The following is a 17,422-nucleotide window of genomic DNA, read 5'->3' as shown; positions in this document are numbered from 1 at the left end:
CGTCGTGGGGGAAGACGGCGCCGTCGAGCTGGACGTGAGCGCCCCCTGCATCCTCTGGACCAACCCGCCGCGCGCGAGGTGCTGCGCAAGTGCCTGGGCTGGTACTACCGCGAGCGCGAGATCCAGGCCGAGAACCGGCTGCAGATGGCGGTCGATGCCGATTTCTACGACGGCGACCAGTGGGATCTGGCGGACGCTGCCGTGCTGGAGGAGCGCGGCCAGGCGCCGCTGGTGTTCAACGAGGTGGCGCCGATGGTGGACTGGCTGATCGGCACGGAGCGCCGGGCCCGGGTGGACTGGCGGGTGCTGCCGCGCACCGAGGACGATGTGGAGATGGCCGACGTGAAGTCGAAGGTGTTCAAGTACGTCTCCGACGTGAACCGCAGCACCTTCAACCGCTCGCGCGCGTTCGCCGATGCGGTCAAGGTGGGCGTGGGCTGGGTGGACTCGGGCGTGCGCAACGATCCCACGAAGGACATCCTCTACGACAAGTACGAGGACTGGCGCAACGTGCTGTGGGATTCCATGGCCATTGAGCAGGACCTGAGCGATGCCCGCTACCTGTTTCGCACCCGCTGGGTGGATGAGGATGTAGCGCTTGCCATGTACCCCGGGCGCAGGAACGTACTGGAGCGCGCGGTGATGCGGGACCAGGAATTCAGCGCCCAGCAGTGGAGCGAGGACGAGTTTTACTTCCAGGGCTACACGAGTGCGAGCCACGCGGGCACGGCCAGCGGCAGCTACATCGGAGGCGGCCGCGGCACCGTGGACACCGAGCCGCGCAGCCGCATCCGGCTGATCGAGTGCCAGTTCCGCATGCCCGCGGCGGTGAAGGTGGTGACCAGCGGGCAGTTCAAAGGCGCTTTTGTAGAAGGCTGGGACACGGCACTGATGAATGCGATCGGCCAAGCCGGCGGCTCCATCGTGGACCGGGTGGTGATGCGCATGCACGTTGCCGTGATGACGGAGGGCCACCTGCTGGCCCTGGGCCCGATGCCGATGCGGCACAACAGTTTCAGCCTCACGCCGATCTGGTGCTACCGCCGGGGGCGTGACCGCCAGCCCTACGGCGTGGTGCGGCGCGTGCGCGACCTGCAGATGGATCTGAACAAGCGCGCGTCCAAGGCGTTGTTCCTTCTGTCCACCAACCAGGTGTTCGCGGAGAAGGGTGCGGTGGACGACATCAACGTAGCGCGCGAGGAGGTGAACCAGCCGGATGGGTTCATCGAGTACAGGGCGGGCAAGAAGCTGGAGGTGCACCGCGACAGCGAGATGGCCGCCGGCCAGGTGCAGATGATGACCCTGGACGCGCAGGCCATCCAGCGCAATGCCGGCATCAGCAACGAAAACCTGGGCCGCCAGACGAACGCCAGCTCGGGCGAGGCGATCAAGGCACGGCAGATGCAAGGCTCGGTGGTCACCACGGAGCCGTTCGACAACCTGCGGCTCGCTACCCAGGTGCAGGGGGAAAAGCTCCTGTCTCTGATGGAGCAGTGGTACACGGAGGCGAAGGTGATCCGCCTGTCGGGCCACAAGGGGCAGTTGGACTGGGTGAAGATCAACCAGCCCGAGGTGCAGCCTGACGGCAGCGTGCGCTACCTGAACGACATCACGGCCAGCATGGCGGATTTCGTGGTGTCGGAGCAGGACTATGCCGGCACCTTGCGGCAGGTGATGTTCGAGGCCATGAACCAGATGGCCGGGCGTCTGCCGCCCGAGGTGGCCCTGCGCGTCATGACGCTGGCCATGGAGTATTCGGACCTCCCGAACAACGACCAGATCGCCGACGAGCTGCGCAAGCTGACGGGCGAGCGCGACCCCAACAAGCCGCTGACGCCCGAAGAGCAGGCGCAGATGCAGCAGCAGATGCAGGCCCAGGCCGAGGCCCTGCAGATGCAGCAGGAGAGCGCACGCCAGGCGCTGGCCGAGCAGCAGGCCAAGGTGCGCGAGATCAACGCCCGCGCCGCGAAGCTGGAGGCCGAGGCGCGCGCAGCGGCGGCCGGTGGCGACACGGCACTGGCCAGCCAGATGGAGGGCGCGGCTGCCACCGCGCGCCGCGACGCGGACCAGGAGTTGGAGCGCGTGCAGCGGCAGCTGGCCAAGACCCAGGCCGACCTGGCGAACAAGACGCTGCAGATCACGCAGGACGCCGATGTGCGCCTGCAGGTGGCGCGCATCGAGGCGGACTCGCGCGAGCGCGTGGCCCAGATCCAAGCAAGCAGCCGTGGGCGACTGGACGCCGTGAGCCAGCGGCTCGACCAATACCAAGCACCGGAGGAGCGCGCGTGAACCAAGACGACTATGGGAACCTCATCCCCAGCAAGACGACCACGCTTTATCAGCGGCTGGAAGAAGGGGATGCGCGGATGGCGCGCATTGAGGGCGACGTGGCCACGCTGCGCTCCGACCTGCAAGCTCTGCGCGAGCAACTGGCAGAGCTGCTGGAGTTCTTCCAGGCAATGAAGGGAGCTTTCAAGGTGCTCAACTGGCTGGGCAAGCTGGCAAAGCCCGCTGCCTACATCGTGGGCCTGGGGGCCTCTATCGTCGGCCTCTGGACCGCCATGAAGGGGCATCGGTGATGGGCTCCAAAGTGCCGCAATGGCTCGCATCGCGGCTGGCAGCACTGGTGATCGGCGCGGGCATCGCCGCGGGCGGCTACTGGGCTACCCAGGCGACCGACGAGGCACTGCGCGACGAGTACGTGCAGGCCGTGGCCACCGACCCCGCCACCAGCGCGGCCGTGAAGGTGGCCATGGTCATGGGCTCTTACTACGAGAGCAGCGGCAAGCACATCGGCACGCCCTATGTGGACAAGCTGGGCAAGGGCCAGCCCCTGACGGTGTGCAACGGCATCACGGGCGAGGGCGTGGTGGCGGGGCGCTGGTACAGCCCAAGCGACTGCTACCTGCTGGAGCGCAGGCGCTATCTGCAGGCTGAGCGTGAGGCGCAGGCGCTGCTGACCTACTGGCGCGGGTATGACCCGTTCGTCCAAGGCACGTTCATCGACTTCGTGCACAACAAGGGCGCCGCCAACCTGGAGGCCAGCACCATGCGCGCCAAGGCCAACGCGGGCGACCTGGAGGGCGCGTGCCGGCAGAACCCGCGCTGGAATCGCGGCACTGTGCGCGGCGTCTCCACCGTGCTGCCTGGCCTGCAGTTGCGCGGTGACTCCAACGACGAGATTTGCCGCGAGTGGCGCGTGGCAGGAGGTCCGACGTGATACCGGCGATCTACACCCACCTGATCGCGGCTGGCGCCGCCCTGGCGCTCGGCGCATCTGGCGCTTGGTGGGCGCAGGCCCAGCGTTACGGCCTGGAGATCGAGAAGCTGCAGCACCAGCAAACCAGCGCCGACCTGCAGGGAGAGCGCCAGGCCGTGCAGGACATGGCCAGATTTCAGAAAGGACTGGACGATGCACTCGCCAATTTCCAAGCCACGGGCCGGCGCAACGCCGCGGCGCAGCAAGACCTTGATCGCAGCCTGCGTGACCTGCGCGGGACTACTGCAGGGCTGCGGGGCGACTTTGCTGGCCTCCCCGAGCGCATCGCCGGAGCTGCCCAGCCCACCCTCGCTCAGTACGCCAGCACCTGCACAGCCCTACTCGAAGGACTGGCAGAGCGAGGTGGACGAATGGCAGAACGCGGTGCAGACATCGCGCGAGCGGCTGATGGCCACGCCGCTGACGCCGCGCTGATCCGCGACGCATGGCCCACGAAGAACCGGCTTGAAGCACCCCAGGCCGTACCAAGCCTGCAAGCATTCCCCAGCACATTGAATAGGAGAACGAACCCATGAGCGTTTCCGACGAAGACCGCCAGCGCATCTTGAGCCCCGAGGAGCAGGCCGCGATGAATACGGACGACTACGACCCGGACGAGGACAACGCTGCCGCGCTGGCCGAGATCGGGCGCGGCACCATCGCTGCGGACGATGACGCAGCCGATGACCCGGCGGGCAAGCCCGCTCCCGGGACAGAAGCGCCCGCAGGTGTTGACGATCCGGCCAAGGGAGCTGCCGCTCCTGCGCCCGCCGCCACCCCCGCAGCAGCGCCAGCCGCCGCACAGGAGCCGGCTGCAGCTACTCCGGCGCCGGCTCCGGCCGCAGCGCCGCAGGCTGCGCCTTCCTATGCAGCTGAGCTGCCGGCCGACTACGAGGACCAGGTGAAGGCCAACAAGACCGCCATGGCCGATCTGCGCAAGAAGCTGGACGATGGCGAGTTGGACCGGGCTGAATACGACTCGCAGTTGGATGCGCTGCAGGACAAACGCGACGACCTGCGCGACATGAAGACCCGCGCCACGATGGCCGCCGAGATGCGCCAGCAGAGCGAGCAGGCCGCATGGCAGAGCGCCATCGGCACATTCATGGCCGACGCTGGCAAGACGCCCGAGATGGGCATCGTGGATTACGCCAAGGACAAGGCCAAGCAGGCCGACCTGGACACGTTCGTGCGGGCCCTGGCCAATGCACCTGAGAACGCCGACAAGCCCTACCGCTGGTTCCTCGATGAGGCGCACAAGCGCGTGGTGGCGCTGCACGGCATCCCGACGACGAAGAAGCCGGCGGACCCTGAGCGCCGCCCCGATGCGACGGCCGTGGTGCAGAACCTGGCCGAAGTGCCGGGCGGAGCAGGGGACGCCGACCCGGTGGCCAATGAGTTCGCCGAGATCGACAAGCTCGAAGGCCTGGACTACGAACGTGCGCTGCGCGCCATGCCCGCCGACAAGCGCGAGCGCTACCTGCGGATGTCCTGAGACGCCATGCACCACGCCACCGAGTCCACTTCCCACGCGCGCCGCATGCACATAGAGCTGCGCACGGGGGATGTGCTGTCCCTGCCGGGTTGCGAGATCCGGTTGGTTTTCAAGCGCGGCCAGGTGGCGCGCATGGAAGTGTGCGCGCCGCCCGACACGACGGTGAAAAAATTCCCGCAGCGTCGCGGCCCGTACCAAGCCTGCCAACCTGAGGGCCTGAACTTTCTTTGCAACCGGAGCGCTGGAGTGCTCACTACCACACTAGGAGCAATCCATGGGCAAAACCGTTGTGGGCGTGAACAGCCCCCGCGCCGTCAAGCGCTTTTCCGGTGACCTGACGCTGGACATCTCGCAGGAATCGTATTTCGGCCGCAAGTTCACGGCCGTGGGTCAGAACGCCAAGGCCCCCATCCAGATCCTCACCGATCTCGAATCCGAGGCGGGAGACCTCATCAGCTACGACCTGCTGGCCGAGCTGACCATGGCGCCCGTCGAAGGCGATGACACGCTGGAGGGCAAGGAGGAGGGCCAGAAGTTCTACACCGACCAGCTCTACATCGACCAGGCCCGCGGCGGCGTGAACACGGGTGGCCGCATGTCGCGCAAGCGCACGCTGCACGACCTGCGCATGCGTGCCAAGCAGCAGCAGGCCGGCTGGTGGGCGCGCTTCCAGGACGAGCTGACGTTCGCCTACCTGTCGGGCTCGCGCGGCGTGAACGAGAACTTCATCCTGCCGCGGGGCTGGGCCGGCCGCGCCAACAACCCCCTGACGGCGCCGACCGTCAACCACCACTTCTTCGGCGGCGACGCCACGGCCGTGTCCAACATCGACGTGTCGGACAAGTTCGGCCTGAACGTGGTGGACCGTGCCATCACCCGCGCACAGACGCAGGGCGGCGGCGCGACGGGCATCCCGGTCATCAAGCCCTGCGTGGTGGACGGCGAGGAGGTGTTCGTGCTGGTGATGCATACCTGGCAGGAGGACGATCTGCGCAAGGAAACTGGCGTGGCCGGCTGGCTGGAGCTGCAGAAGGCTGCGGCCGGCGCGATGGGCGCGAAGTCCCCGCTGTTCAAGCAAGCCCTGGGCATGCACCGCAACGTGGTGCTGCACAGCCACCGCAACGTGATCCGCCACACCACGCACGGCGCGGGCGCCAACGTGGCGACGGCTCGCGCGCTGTTCATGGGTGCGCAGGCCGGCGTGATCGCGTTCGGCTCTCCCGGCACGGGCATGCGCTACGGGTGGCACGAGGAAACCCGGGACAACGGCAACCAGGTGGTCATCACCACGTCTTCGATCTTCGGCGCGAAGAAGTCCACGTTCGACTGGGAAGGTACCAAGCACGACCAGGGCGTGTACGCCATCGATGCGGCGGCCGAGCCCCGCTGACCAGCGAACGCATCACTTCCATTTCCAAGGAGCAAGACATGGCATTCGTTCAAAAAAGCGCTGTGGCCGCTGGCCATCAGAACCCCCTCACGCCCGGCGGTCCCGAGCTGGTGCGCGCCCGCTTCGGCCAGCCGCTGGCTGCGGCCGACCACGAAGCGGGTCGCGTCGGTGTCATCGGCGTGCTGCCGGCCGGCACGCTGCCGGCACACCTGTATGTGCGCGTGCCGCAGGCGTTGGGCGCTGGCTTCAAGGCGTCCATCGGCCTGGCCAATGCCGCCGGTACCGATTTCAGCGCCGATGCGGACGACGGTGGCGCGGCCTGGGTGGTGGAGGACACCACGGGCGTGGCCGGCGGCTACGTCCAGGTGGTGCCTGCTGCCTTCACCAAGGTGGTGCCCAAGGACTACGACCGCAAGCTGCTGCTGAAGGTGGTGGCCCCGGGCACGGGCACGCCCGCCGGCCTGTTCGCGGTGGACTTGGTGTACGGCAACGCCTGATTTCTGCGCTGGAGCCTTACCCCCGGGGGCGTGGCCTTCGGGGGCCTTTTCAAACCTAGGAGAAGAACCGTGAAACTGTTCACCCAACTGCCGGCGCGCAAGGATGGCTCGCTAATCGTGCGTGTTCCCGGCGCGAGCGAGCCCTACATCTTCCGCGGCGAGCCGCTGTGCTGCGACGTGGAGGACGAGGACCATCTGGAGTATCTGCGCGTGCAGGGCTTCATGAGCCAGGACGAGTACGAGGCCGAGGCGGAATTCCAGCGCCGCAACGCCGAGCGCGAGGCCAAGCGTGTCGCGCTCGGGCTGCCGTCCGCGCCGGGCACGTTCACGCCGCGCATCGGCGATGGTGACGAAGACGACTTCCCGGCCAATCCCGCCAGCGGTCCCATCGAGGGCAACACCGCGCCCACGGGCCGCGTGCGCCGCGCCGCGCGTGCTTCCGTCGTGACGGGCTGAGACAGCAATGGCGGGCTGGGAGCAGTGGATGCCCGAGCTGGGACTGGTGGCGCCTGCCGCCCCCCAGCCGCTGGTGCATCTGTGTCTGAACCGGGCCGCCCGCACGTTCCTGCGTACCACGCGCGCCTGGCAGGAGTGGCTGGAGCCTGTCGAGGTGACGGGCGAGGCGTTCCGTGAATACACGTTCGAGCTGCCGCAAGGTGGCGAGTTGGTGCGCCTGGAGCGTGCCACGATGGGCGGGCGTCCTCTGGAGGTGGCTCACGCCCGCGACCTGCCTGCAGATCCGTGGCGCCACGCGCGCCAGGGCGTGGCCTACCTGGTGTCGTCCGACTTGACCAGCTTCACCGTGGGTGCCTGTGCTGGTGGACCGGTGCAGGTCTACGTGTCGCTGATGCCGACGATTCGAGGCAGCACAGTGCCTGATTTGGTGGCGTCGAAATACCACGAGGCCATCCGCGAGGGCGCCAAGGCCGAGCTGCTGAACACCAGCGGCACGGACTACTACAGCCCCGATCAGGCCGCGGTGTCGCTGGCGTTCTTCCTGCGCGCCATGGATGAAGCGACCTCGGACGTGTGGCGCTCCCACACGGGCCGCGTGCCGCGCGGGAGGGCGCTATGGCTCTGACCGTGGAGTTGCTGATCGATGCCGCGGCACTCGCGCTGCTGGATGCCAAGCATGTCCGCTGGAAGCGGTCCGAGCTGCTGGCCTACTTCAACGCGGGGCAGCGGCGCCTGGGCGAGCTGCGGCCCGACCAGCTCGTGCAGCCGCGCGACCTGGTGCTGGCGGCGGGGTGGCGGCAGGAGCTGCCTGCGGACGTGCAGACGCTGATCGACATCACGAACAACGTCAACACCACGTCGCGGCGGATCACGAAGACCGATCTCTGGACCCTGGACGCTGTGGCGGGCGGCTGGCGTGCCATGCAGCCTGCGCGTGAGGTGCTGCACTTCATGTACGACCTGAAGGCGCCCCGCGAATTCCTGGTGTATCCCCCGGCCGCAGCCGGCATCAAGGTGCGCGCACTGGCCAGTTCGATGCCCAGCGACCTTTCCGCAGAGGCAGAGGCGCCCACGGTGCCCGAGCGCTGGATGGACGCGCTGCTCGACTTCGTGCTGTTCCGTGCCTATTCCAAGGATGCGGAGTATGGCGGCAACGCGGCCCGGGCCGCGGCGCACCTGCAACTGTTCCATACCGCCCTCGACGTGCAGGTGAAGACCGCATCCGAGATGGCGGCCCCCAAGAACTGATTCAACGAGAGGACGATCTCATGGCAGGTTTCTCCAATTCCCTGGCCAACGCCATCATCAACTGGACGCTGCGCGGCCAGGCGGCACCGGCCATCCGCACGCGCTATTTCGCCCTGTTCATTGCCGACCCGACCGATGCGTTCACCGCAGGCACGGAAGTGAGCGCGGCCTGGTATCAGCGCCAGGAAGCGGGCGACTTCGCCGCGCCGGCCAACGGCGTGACCTACAACGCCACGCGCGTGGAGTTCCCGCCCGTGGTGGGCGCTCCTGTGGATGTGAGCCACATCGGAATCGTGGAGGGCGCCTCGCCCACCGACCCGACCGCCACGCTGCTCTACAGCAACGCGCTCCCGGAGGTCAAGCGGCTGACCGTCAACGACAAGTACCAGGTGGACAGCAACCCCTCGACGGGGGATTTCACGCTGACCCTGGTGTAAAGGAGCGGGCCCAGTGAACCGCAGCCGCTTCAACTCGGTAGCGCTCAACGCGGCACCGCGGGACGTGGCGGTGCGTGTTCTCGTGGATGCGCTCGCCTACGCAAGCGTGGCCGTGAAGCCGCGCGCGGTGCGTGCTGCGGTGGTGGGCGCGCTGGCCAGCGCCGATGTGCAGGCACGCGTGGCGGGGCTGGTGGGGGTCGCTGCCCAGGTCACGGCGCGGGCAGTCGCTGCCGGTGCCGGGCATGTCGTGGCGCGGGCCCTGCTCGCGCTGCAGGGCCGCGCCGAGATGGTGGTGCGCACCCCTGCGGTGCGCTCGCTGGTGCATGCGACTGCCGGGGCGGTCATCGCGCTGTCCGCAGGCACGGTGCGCCGCTCGCAGCATCAGGCAGTGGCGCGCGCAAGCGCGGACATCGCGCCGCGGGCGCTGGTGCGCGGGATGGCGGCAGGACTTGCGCGCGCCGAGCCCGTGGCCCTGCTGCGCCGGCTGCGCACGGCACCGGTGGTGGTCCTGGGCGAGGCGCAGATCTATGTCCAAGGGGGCGTCGTCAAGCGGGTGCAGTTCGATGAGCCGGCCGTCGATGCGCAAACCTTCATGGTTGCGTTCACCGACAACGTTTTTTATGTGAGGTAACGGGTGCCATTTGCCGCTACTCAACAGCCGCGCGATGTCCGCGACTACGACCTGGACTACAGCGAGTTCCTGCCGCCGGACGACATCCTGGTGGACGCCGAAGTTTTCGTGGAGCCGCCGACCGGCCTCTCTGTGACGTTCGCGCTCTCGCACCCCCGGGTGAAGGTCTGGGTGCAGGGCGGCGCAAACGGTGATGTCTACAAGATCACCGTCGTGGCCTACACCAACGATGGCCGCGCGAAAGAAGAAGAGCTGAAGGTTCGCATCAAGGATTACTGACCATGGCCAAACAGCTTTTTCTGAACGATTTCGGGTCGCGCTTCGTCGCTTCGGTGAAGGATGCGCCCACCACCGGCACCCCGGAGACGGAACTGGACTATGGCGTACTTCGCCTGTCGGATGGCGCTGCGGGGACGCTTCTCAACCCCACTGGCGGCGACTGGTATGTGCTCACGGCGTACAAGCGCTCCGGATCGGATGAGTCCAGCGTCGAGATCATGCGCTGCACGGCCGTGGACAACGCCACGCCGGGCGAGTGCCGCATCACTGTGCAGCGCGGCCAGGAGGGCACAACGCCTCAGGCTTATGTGAGCGGGGACTTCGTGGAGCTGCGGTTCACCCGCGGAGGCGCGGAGCGGTTCATCCAGGTGGGCGGGGCATCTGACCTGCCAGCGTCCGGCATTGCATTCACGCCCGCAGGGGGCGTCGCTGCCACAGACGTGCAGGCGGCCATCGAGGAACTGGACGGCGAGAAGGAGCCGAAGGCTGCCGCCGGGACCGCTGCCCAGTATTGGCGCGGGGACAAGAGCTGGCGCGACTTCTTCACCGACGTGCGCGCGGCCACGCTCACAGGCCTGTCCACCGCCACCAACGCGGCCATCGCGGCAGCGGACACGGTGCTGGTGGCGCTGGGGAAGCTGCAGCGGCAGATCACGGACCACGTCGGCCTGGGCGGCGCCGCGCACGCTGCGGCCACCACCGCTACGGCGGGCTTCATGTCCGCCGCCGATAAGACGAACCTGGACGCAGCCGGCGTGGCCATCGGGACGCTGGGGACGGCGGCCACAAAGAACACGGGCACGAGCGGCGACACGGTACCGTTGCTGAATGCTGCCAACGCATGGTCGGGCCGGCAGGATATGAATGGTGGGGCGCGGGCCAAGTACGTCCACTTCGGCGGTGGTGGGTACTACAACGCGGGGAACTCGGGCTCAGCAAAGACTATCGATTTTTCCAACGGCCAGAAGCAGGGCGTGACGCTGACGGCCAACTGCACGATCACATTTACGGCGCCCGGGCCCGGCAACTACCAATTGCTTCTTGGGCAGGACGCCACGGGCGGGCGCTCTGTCACCTGGGCTGCGCAAGGGGGCATCGTCGCTTTCGTGGGATCAGCCACAGCTCCCGCCATCCACACTAATGTCAATAGCTACACGATGGTTTCGCTGTTCTTCGACGGCGTGACGAACGGAAATGCGTGGCTCGCCGCCGCGAAAGTGAATGCCTGATGCCTACAGTGCGCGTGTGGCCGAGTGCCGTTGTTTCCGGAGTGGGGTTCACGGTCGCAGACCTTGCGAACGTGAACGGCAACAGCGCGACCGCTGCGGTGCACACGGGCTCGGTTGCGGTCAATGACTACATCGGCGGCAATTTCCGCTTCCCTATCTCAGGAGCTGTGCCAGAGAGCTCCGTGGTGAATTCGATTGCTATTGGGTGGCACCTAAACCCTAATGTGGCGAATGCACGGGAGTTTGCTTTTGTACGGGTGATATCGCCTGGTGGGCCGGATGGGTTATTTGGCGCGTCGCTGATGGCGCCCGTGGGCGGCGCATGGCAATCGTCTTCCATCACCTCTGGCGAATTGAATTCGCGTGACTTCACCACGGAGCGCATTCGTTCTCCCAGCGCCTCGTGGGAGTTCGTTTTCGCCTCAAAAAGCGTCGCAAGTGTCCAGTCGCGCTGGGCGCATGCCTATCTCGACATCGACTACACGCCTGCGACGCTGAGCGCACTTTTCTTTGGGGAGAACTTCTGATGTTCTACGAGCCTTCCATTGCCCGCGAGTTCGTGTCGCTGCACGACTTCCGGTTGGCACACCGAAACACGTCTTACGGTGAGCTCGCCACCGAAGACGAGCGCAACGCGGCGGGCCTCTACACCCTGACTGACGAGCAGCCCGAGCACAACCCCGCCACGCATGTGCTGCAGCCGGGCTGCATCGAGGCGCGCGGCGCAGCGTGGGTGCGTGTCTGGCAGGCCCAGCCGCTGCCCGTTGAGGACGTGCGCGCCAACCTGCAGCGCGCTGTCACGGACATGCGCTGGCAGCGCGAGACGGGGGGCATCACGTTGCCCGGCGGCATTACGGTCGGAACGGCCATTGACGATCAGAACCGGATCACCAGCGTCATCGCCAATGCGCAGGCGGCCGGGGTGGAGTCGGTGGATTTCAAGTCCGCGTCCGGCTGGTTGACGCTCACCGTAGCGGAAGTGCAGGCCATCGCCGCGGCCATCGCAGTGCACGTACAGGCATGTTTCAGCGCGGAGCGCGCCCACCATGAGGCCATCGCCGCAGCCAGCGCCGTAGAACTGCAGGTCTACGACATCGAAGCGGGCTGGCCCGCGGGCGCTTGAAGGGGGCGCGCTGATGCCATCCATCGTCCTTTCCTCATTCCTGGGAGAAAACCGCGCGGCCGAGGCCAAGCTGATCCCCGAGGGCCAGGGTGCGGTATCGCTCAACCAGAAGCCGGGGCGCGGCGATCTGCGCCCCTGGCGCGAGCCCGCCCAGGTCTTCGCGGCGCCTGCGGGCACACAGACGATCTACCGCATGGGCCGCGATGCGCCCAGCGACGAGCGCTACTGGCTGGCCTGGCCCAAGCTGGTGCACGCGGCCATGGGGTTCGACATCGAGGACGTGTCCGAGCGCACGGTGTATTCGGGCGACGGCTATCCGAAGGTGACGGACAACTTGGCGCTGTCGGCCGCGAACCCGTCAGTGAACCCTGTGGCGCACCGCCCGCTGGGCGTGCCCGCGCCGGCGCGGGCCCCGGCCGTCTCGGTGAGCGAAGCCGAAGTAGACCCCGACGTGGGCAAGTACCGTGTGGCCTACCCAGAGGCGAACGTCCGCGCCTCGGCGCTGGGCGTGCGGTGCGTGGCGCGCGTCAAGGGCCTGCCTGACCAGTCCTTCACCATCGGCACGCCGGGCGGGCCGGAGATGACGCCCGAGGCATTCGCGGCCACGTTCGACGCGCTCGATGGGCTGCGCGCCTATGTGGCAGGAAGCGACGACGAGCAGATCCCGGGGGGCGTGTGGGTGATCGCCGATGCCGTGGGCGTGCCCTTCAACGTGGCGGCAGTGGCGGGCAGCAAGACGGACTACGACCCGGGCTCCACCTCGCTTTCCGACTTGCTCTCCGCCGTGGGCGGTGCCGGCGGCTCGGATGGAGGGGCCACGCTGTATTCCGTCAATGCGGTGACGGCGTCCATCTACAGCCTGTTCGTGCCCGAGGCTGCGCTTGCGACGCTGCAGGCCGGGGACACGCTGGCGGGCTTGGTGTCCGGGGTGCAGCGCTGGTCTGTGAAGCTCACGGGCAATTCCAAATCCAGCATCGTCGCCGCGCTGATGGCGGCCGGCGTATCGGCCAGCGACCAAGTGTATGTGCCCGAGAGCTACAACCCCGAGACGAGCACGAGCACCGGCCAGGCCAGCGGCGTGTGGATGGTGATGGGCGCGACCACGACGGGTCAGTCCATCGTCATCAAGCGCAATCCCCCCAGGGCGGCGGCTCTGGTGGTAGGCAGGGACTGGCTGGGCACCAACGCCGCTCCCGGGGATCGGTGGCAGGTGGCAGTGAATGCCGCTGCGCCTGTGTCGATCACGCTTACCGCGGGCGCTGGCACCTACCCGCCGGTGGTGACAGCGGCATCGCTCAGGAGCGCGCTCGCCCCCGTCCCGGGCCTGAAGCTGACCGACGAGGTGGACGCAGGCGGCGCGCCGCAGCTGCGCATTGAAACCACGGAGGCGGGTGCTGGTTCGGCCATCGCGATCAAGAAGATCGTGCCCGCGACGGCCGAGGTGTACCACGAGGCGCTGGTGGCCACGCTGTACATCGGCAGGAAGCGCGTGGTGGAGGACTACTTCTACGTCTACACCTACGTCAACGACTGGGGCTGGGAGAGTGCGCCGAGCCCGGTCAGCGCGGTGGTCGAGCGCACGGTCAAGGAGACGGTGACGCTGTCGGACTTCGCCGCGCCGCCCACCGGGGGCTATGGCATCAACCGCATCCGCGTGTACCGCACCCAGGCGGGCAGCACGGGCGATGCGGACTTCTTCTTTCTGCTGGAGGCCGCGTGGCCCGCCAGCACCGCCATGGATGCCAACCAGGATTTGGGCGAGGTGCTGCCCAGTAAGACCTGGCTCACCGCGCCGGGCGTGCCGCGAGGTGGCGGTGATGACCACGTCGAGGAGCCGCTGCGCTGTCTTACGCCCATGTGGAACGGCATGCTGGCGGGCATCACGGGCAAGTCGGTGCGGTTCTGCGAGGCGTATACGCCCTATGCGTGGCCGATTGCCTACGACGCAGTGCCGGCCGATGCCACGCCGGTGGGCCTGGGCGTCTACGGGCAGAACATGCTGATCCTGACCACCGGCAACCCGCTGCTGGTGACAGGCTCGTCGCCCGAGCTGCTGGACCAGGTGCCGCTGGAGGTGCCGCAGGGCTGCATCGCGCCGCGCTCCATCGTGGGCATGGGCGCGGGGGTGGCGTGGGCCTCCAACGACGGGCTGTGCTGGTTTGGCGCGGGCGGGCCGCGCATCCTTACGGCAGGCCTGCTGCTGCGCGAAGACTGGCTCAAGATGCGGCCGCACACGCTGATAGGCCAGATGTACGAGGGCCTGTACTTTGGGAGCTACGAGCCGGAGCCCGGCCAGCCGCGCAAGGGGTTCCTGATCGACCCGGCCGGGGGAGCGGGGATTTTCTTCCTGGAGGAGGGGTTCGACGCTGCGCACTTCGACAAGCTGCAGGACCAGCTCTACGTGCTGCGCGGCACGCGGATCATGAAGTGGGAGGGTGCGCAGGCGCTGATGCGCGCCACCTTCCGCTCGAAGGTGTTCCGCGTGCCCCGCCCGGTGTCCTTCGCGGCGGCAGAGGTGGTAGCGTCTACCTACCCGCTGACACTGACCGTGTGGGCCGATGGGGAGCAGGTGTTCGAGGATGCCGTGGAGGGGCGTGACGTTTTCCGGCTGCCGGCGGACTTCCTGGCATCGGATTGGCAGGTGCAGGTGTCCCTGGAGGAGGGCGGCGTGCAGCGCGTGGTGCTGGCCACATCCACGCAGGAGATCGCGGAGCTATGAAGCAGCGCCGCAAGATCGACATCCCGGCCACTTCGGCGGGTAACTTCAATACCCGCATGCGCGAGGTGGTGCAGGTCTTCATGGGCCTGCGCGGCGATCCGCTCGACCGGGCGGTGACCGTGCGTGACCTGGAGGCGCTGGGCCTGGCGTCGGCCGGCGGCCCCGATGGCGACGGTGATCTGGCCCCCGGCCCGGCGATCCCGCGCCCGCCGGCTGATGGCGCGCTGCCGGTGGATGCCACGCCGCCTCCCACGCCGACAGGGTTCGCGCTGGACGCGGGCATCACCAACGTGTTCGTGACGCACGACCGGCCCGGATACACCCATGGCGGCGGCCACGACCGCACGGTGCTGTACGGGGTGCGGCTGAACCCCGGCGATCCTCTGCCCACGTTCGCCGAGGCGGCCAAGTTGTCGGACTTCATGGGCGAGATCTACGCCTATCCCTCCGACCCCGCGACGAGCTGGCGCATGTGGATCACCTGGCGCTCGGTCGGCGGCGTGGAATCGGTGACGCCAGCCGGCGGGGTCAACGGCCTGCCGGTGCGCACGGGCGAGGACGTGCAGCGCCTGCTGGATGCGCTCGCCGGCCAGATCACCGGCAGTGAGTTGAACCGCGAGCTGTCGGCCACTATCGATGACGCGACCGAGGGCGTCGCCTACCTGGGCACCCAGTACGGCATGCGCGTGCAGGTGGCGGCGGACGGCCGGCGCCTGGTGGGCGGCTACGGGCTCATGGGCTCCAACAGCGCCGAGCGCGGGCCGTCCATCGACTTCGGCGTGCTGGCCAACCGCTTCTACGTGGGCGCGCCCGCGCAGGATGGCAACGTCAGCTCGGTGCAGCCCTTCGTGATTCAGACCACGCCGGTGACCATCAACGGCGTGCTGGTGCCGGCCGGGGTGTACATGGCCGATGCCTTCATCAAGAACGGCACGATCACCAACGCCAAGATCGCCAACGCGGCCATCGATGACGCCAAGGTGGCCAGCCTGTCGGCCAGCAAGCTGCGCGCGGGCAGCATCAGCGTGGGCGAGTACATCCAGAGTTCGAACTACGTCAGCTCGGGCGGTGTCAACGGCTGGCGCATCGATGGCAGCGGCAATGCCATTTTCCGCAACGCGACGATGTACGGCGGGGTGTACGCGAACTACGGCCAGATCGGCGGCATCACCATCAGTGGTGGGGCGCTGTACACGTCGGCCTATGGCAGCGGCGGCGGCTTCTACCTGGGCAGCGATGGGCGCTTCTCTCTGGGGAGCAAGCTGACATGGAATGGCACCACGCTTTCCATCAACGGCAGTGGCACGTTCAGCGGAGCGCTGCAGGCGGCCACGGGCACCTTCGCGGGGGCCTTGATGGCGGCCAGCGGGACGTTCACTGGCGCGCTGCAGGCGGCCACTGGGACGTTCAGCGGCAAGCTGACGGCGCAGGCCATCGACGCGGTGCAGACGATCAACATTGCAGGCAATGCAGTCACAGTCCCCGCATCGGCCACGGGCTCCTACATGGCATCCGTTTCGATGTATTTCCCCGAGGCTACGCCCGTCACGCTGGTGGGCACCTTCACGCAGGGGGATGGGCGCCACCAGAAGAACTGGTATCTGGTGATCGATGGCACGGTGGTCTATGGGCCGGAGAACCCGATTGCGGGCACGCTGGGGGCAATGTCGCTCGCGGTAACGGTTGGCCAGGGCTCCCACTACTTTGCGATCCAGACGGACTACCAAGGGGGTGACGCGCGGTGTGCCATCGTGGCACTGGGGACGAGGCGATGATCGACTTCTACTTCGCGGCGGCCAATGGCCGCATCCTGATGACTGGGCGCTGCCCCAAGGAGCATGTGCGTCTGCAAACGCTGCCCGGGGCCGAGCGGCATATCGGGAAGGCGGATGCGTTTCTCCAGCGCCACGAGCCTGGCGTTGGGCCTGTAGCGCTTCCCGCGAAGCCCTCGAAGTGGCACGTCTTCGACTATGGCGCCAAGCGGTGGGTGCTGGAGGAAGCCGCCGCCTGGGCGGCAGTGCGGCTGGAGCGTGACGCGCGCCTGGCAGCCTGCGACTGGGTCGCGCTGCGCGCACAGGAGCGCGGCGAGCCGGTGCCGCCCGAGTGGCTGGAGTACCGCCAGGCGCTGCGCGACATCACCCAGCAGCCGGACCCTGCCGCCATCGCGTGGCCTGTGGCGCCCGCCTGAGCCGTGCCAAGCCTGCCACGCTGGCGGGCATGCTGGATTACGAGCTGGGCACGGTGCTGCCGTTCATGCAGGGCTTGATCCCGGGGTTCCATCCCGGCGCCGACGTGCGGGTGATCGGCCTGCGCCGCGGCGGCGCGCTGGTGGCCGGCGTGGCCTACGAGGGGTTCAACGGGCACAACATGTGGATTCATGTGGCTGCCGTGCCGGGCGCGCGCTGGCTGGTGCGCGAGTACCTGCGTGCGTGCTTCGCCTACCCGTTCCTCGTGTGCGGCGTGCGGCGCCTGAGCGGCTACGTGAACGAGAGCAACGCGCTGGCGCGCCGGTTCAATGAGCACCTGGGCTTCCACGAGGAGGCGCGGCTGCGCGGGGCGGCGCCCGATGGCGGGGATGTGATCTTGATGGTGATGTGGAAAGAGGAGTGCAGGCATGTCGCGCTCTTCTGATCCGCCTGTCTGCATAGCTTGGATGGTT

The 17,422-nt window shown here is 67.7% G+C and carries 20 protein-coding genes; all 20 read left to right on the top strand.

The window, feature by feature from the left end; all coding sequences use genetic code 11:
- The first annotated feature begins 78 nt into the window (after nucleotides 1-78).
- The gene (locus AAG689_RS11920; protein ID WP_406626115.1) at nucleotides 79-2,289 is read left to right on the top strand and encodes a hypothetical protein; all 2,211 of its coding nucleotides are present in this window, start codon (nucleotides 79-81) and stop codon (nucleotides 2,287-2,289) included.
- Nucleotides 2,286-2,579, top strand: coding sequence for a hypothetical protein (locus AAG689_RS11915; RefSeq protein ID WP_406626114.1), 294 nt, complete (start codon nucleotides 2,286-2,288; stop codon nucleotides 2,577-2,579). The genes AAG689_RS11920 and AAG689_RS11915 overlap by 4 nt, the downstream gene beginning before the upstream one ends.
- On the top strand, nucleotides 2,579-3,220 hold the full coding sequence (locus AAG689_RS11910; protein WP_406626113.1) for a lysozyme: 642 nt from the start codon (nucleotides 2,579-2,581) through the stop codon (nucleotides 3,218-3,220). Before AAG689_RS11915 ends, AAG689_RS11910 begins: the two co-directional genes overlap by 1 nt.
- Nucleotides 3,217-3,795, top strand: a complete 579-nt coding sequence (locus tag AAG689_RS11905) for a hypothetical protein (RefSeq protein WP_406626112.1) — start codon at nucleotides 3,217-3,219, stop codon at nucleotides 3,793-3,795. Before AAG689_RS11910 ends, AAG689_RS11905 begins: the two co-directional genes overlap by 4 nt.
- Complete coding sequence (locus AAG689_RS11900; protein ID WP_406626111.1) at nucleotides 3,792-4,754, top strand: hypothetical protein; 963 nt, start codon at nucleotides 3,792-3,794, stop codon at nucleotides 4,752-4,754. Before AAG689_RS11905 ends, AAG689_RS11900 begins: the two co-directional genes overlap by 4 nt.
- A 274-nt stretch (nucleotides 4,755-5,028) precedes the next feature.
- The gene (locus tag AAG689_RS11895) at nucleotides 5,029-6,144 is read left to right on the top strand and encodes a N4-gp56 family major capsid protein (protein ID WP_406626110.1); all 1,116 of its coding nucleotides are present in this window, start codon (nucleotides 5,029-5,031) and stop codon (nucleotides 6,142-6,144) included.
- A gap of 38 nt (nucleotides 6,145-6,182) precedes the next feature.
- Nucleotides 6,183-6,641 carry a hypothetical protein gene (locus tag AAG689_RS11890; protein WP_406626109.1) on the top strand — a complete coding sequence of 153 codons (459 nt, stop codon included), beginning with the start codon at nucleotides 6,183-6,185 and terminating at the stop codon, nucleotides 6,639-6,641.
- Between the two features lie 69 nt (nucleotides 6,642-6,710).
- Nucleotides 6,711-7,097 (top strand): hypothetical protein, encoded by a 387-nt coding sequence (locus AAG689_RS11885; RefSeq protein ID WP_406626108.1) that lies wholly within the window; start codon nucleotides 6,711-6,713, stop codon nucleotides 7,095-7,097.
- A gap of 7 nt (nucleotides 7,098-7,104) precedes the next feature.
- Entirely contained in the window at nucleotides 7,105-7,722 is a 618-nt protein-coding gene (locus AAG689_RS11880) for a hypothetical protein (RefSeq protein WP_406626107.1), read from the top strand.
- Nucleotides 7,713-8,345 carry a DUF6682 family protein gene (locus AAG689_RS11875; RefSeq protein WP_406626106.1) on the top strand — a complete coding sequence of 211 codons (633 nt, stop codon included), beginning with the start codon at nucleotides 7,713-7,715 and terminating at the stop codon, nucleotides 8,343-8,345. Before AAG689_RS11880 ends, AAG689_RS11875 begins: the two co-directional genes overlap by 10 nt.
- Before the next feature lie 20 nt (nucleotides 8,346-8,365).
- Nucleotides 8,366-8,782: a hypothetical protein gene (locus tag AAG689_RS11870; RefSeq protein WP_406626105.1), complete on the top strand. Its 417-nt coding sequence runs from the start codon at nucleotides 8,366-8,368 to the stop codon at nucleotides 8,780-8,782.
- Nucleotides 8,783-8,795: 13 nt separating this feature from the next.
- Nucleotides 8,796-9,413: a hypothetical protein gene (locus tag AAG689_RS11865; protein ID WP_406626104.1), complete on the top strand. Its 618-nt coding sequence runs from the start codon at nucleotides 8,796-8,798 to the stop codon at nucleotides 9,411-9,413.
- 3 nt (nucleotides 9,414-9,416) lie between these two features.
- Entirely contained in the window at nucleotides 9,417-9,692 is a 276-nt protein-coding gene (locus AAG689_RS11860) for a hypothetical protein (protein ID WP_406626103.1), read from the top strand.
- A gap of 2 nt (nucleotides 9,693-9,694) precedes the next feature.
- Nucleotides 9,695-10,921, top strand: a complete 1,227-nt coding sequence (locus tag AAG689_RS11855) for a hypothetical protein (RefSeq protein ID WP_406626102.1) — start codon at nucleotides 9,695-9,697, stop codon at nucleotides 10,919-10,921.
- 71 nt (nucleotides 10,922-10,992) lie between these two features.
- Nucleotides 10,993-11,448 (top strand): hypothetical protein, encoded by a 456-nt coding sequence (locus tag AAG689_RS11850; RefSeq protein ID WP_406626101.1) that lies wholly within the window; start codon nucleotides 10,993-10,995, stop codon nucleotides 11,446-11,448.
- Nucleotides 11,448-12,044 carry a DUF4376 domain-containing protein gene (locus AAG689_RS11845; protein ID WP_406626100.1) on the top strand — a complete coding sequence of 199 codons (597 nt, stop codon included), beginning with the start codon at nucleotides 11,448-11,450 and terminating at the stop codon, nucleotides 12,042-12,044. Before AAG689_RS11850 ends, AAG689_RS11845 begins: the two co-directional genes overlap by 1 nt.
- Nucleotides 12,045-12,057: 13 nt before the next feature.
- Complete coding sequence (locus tag AAG689_RS11840; RefSeq protein WP_406626099.1) at nucleotides 12,058-14,763, top strand: hypothetical protein; 2,706 nt, start codon at nucleotides 12,058-12,060, stop codon at nucleotides 14,761-14,763.
- Entirely contained in the window at nucleotides 14,760-16,538 is a 1,779-nt protein-coding gene (locus AAG689_RS11835; RefSeq protein ID WP_406626098.1) for a hypothetical protein, read from the top strand. Before AAG689_RS11840 ends, AAG689_RS11835 begins: the two co-directional genes overlap by 4 nt.
- Entirely contained in the window at nucleotides 16,535-16,951 is a 417-nt protein-coding gene (locus AAG689_RS11830) for a tail fiber assembly protein (RefSeq protein ID WP_406626097.1), read from the top strand. Before AAG689_RS11835 ends, AAG689_RS11830 begins: the two co-directional genes overlap by 4 nt.
- The gene (locus AAG689_RS11825) at nucleotides 16,930-17,394 is read left to right on the top strand and encodes a GNAT family N-acetyltransferase (protein WP_406626096.1); all 465 of its coding nucleotides are present in this window, start codon (nucleotides 16,930-16,932) and stop codon (nucleotides 17,392-17,394) included. The genes AAG689_RS11830 and AAG689_RS11825 overlap by 22 nt, the downstream gene beginning before the upstream one ends.
- Nucleotides 17,395-17,422 lie beyond the last annotated feature (28 nt).

The sequence above is a fragment of the Acidovorax sp. SDU_ACID1 genome, assembly GCF_045291395.1.
Taxonomy (GTDB): Bacteria; Pseudomonadota; Gammaproteobacteria; order Burkholderiales; family Burkholderiaceae_C; genus MR-S7.
The sequence above is the reverse complement of the archived record's forward strand: the minus strand, read 5'-3'. Positions and strand labels throughout refer to the sequence as shown.

Bases quoted from the DNA above. Each gene is read 5' to 3' on its own strand.
- AAG689_RS11845 (WP_406626100.1), top strand. From the start codon at position 11,448: ATGTTCTACGAGCCTTCCATTGCCCGCGAGTTCGTGTCGCTGCACGAC.
- AAG689_RS11870 (WP_406626105.1), top strand. From the start codon at position 8,366: ATGGCAGGTTTCTCCAATTCCCTGGCCAACGCCATCATCAACTGGACG.
- AAG689_RS11830 (WP_406626097.1), top strand. From the start codon at position 16,535: ATGATCGACTTCTACTTCGCGGCGGCCAATGGCCGCATCCTGATGACT.
- AAG689_RS11900 (WP_406626111.1), top strand. From the start codon at position 3,792: ATGAGCGTTTCCGACGAAGACCGCCAGCGCATCTTGAGCCCCGAGGAG.
- AAG689_RS11880 (WP_406626107.1), top strand. From the start codon at position 7,105: ATGGCGGGCTGGGAGCAGTGGATGCCCGAGCTGGGACTGGTGGCGCCT.
- AAG689_RS11910 (WP_406626113.1), top strand. From the start codon at position 2,579: ATGGGCTCCAAAGTGCCGCAATGGCTCGCATCGCGGCTGGCAGCACTG.
- AAG689_RS11855 (WP_406626102.1), top strand. From the start codon at position 9,695: ATGGCCAAACAGCTTTTTCTGAACGATTTCGGGTCGCGCTTCGTCGCT.
- AAG689_RS11835 (WP_406626098.1), top strand. From the start codon at position 14,760: ATGAAGCAGCGCCGCAAGATCGACATCCCGGCCACTTCGGCGGGTAAC.
- AAG689_RS11890 (WP_406626109.1), top strand. From the start codon at position 6,183: ATGGCATTCGTTCAAAAAAGCGCTGTGGCCGCTGGCCATCAGAACCCC.
- AAG689_RS11895 (WP_406626110.1), top strand. From the start codon at position 5,029: ATGGGCAAAACCGTTGTGGGCGTGAACAGCCCCCGCGCCGTCAAGCGC.
- AAG689_RS11875 (WP_406626106.1), top strand. From the start codon at position 7,713: ATGGCTCTGACCGTGGAGTTGCTGATCGATGCCGCGGCACTCGCGCTG.
- AAG689_RS11840 (WP_406626099.1), top strand. From the start codon at position 12,058: ATGCCATCCATCGTCCTTTCCTCATTCCTGGGAGAAAACCGCGCGGCC.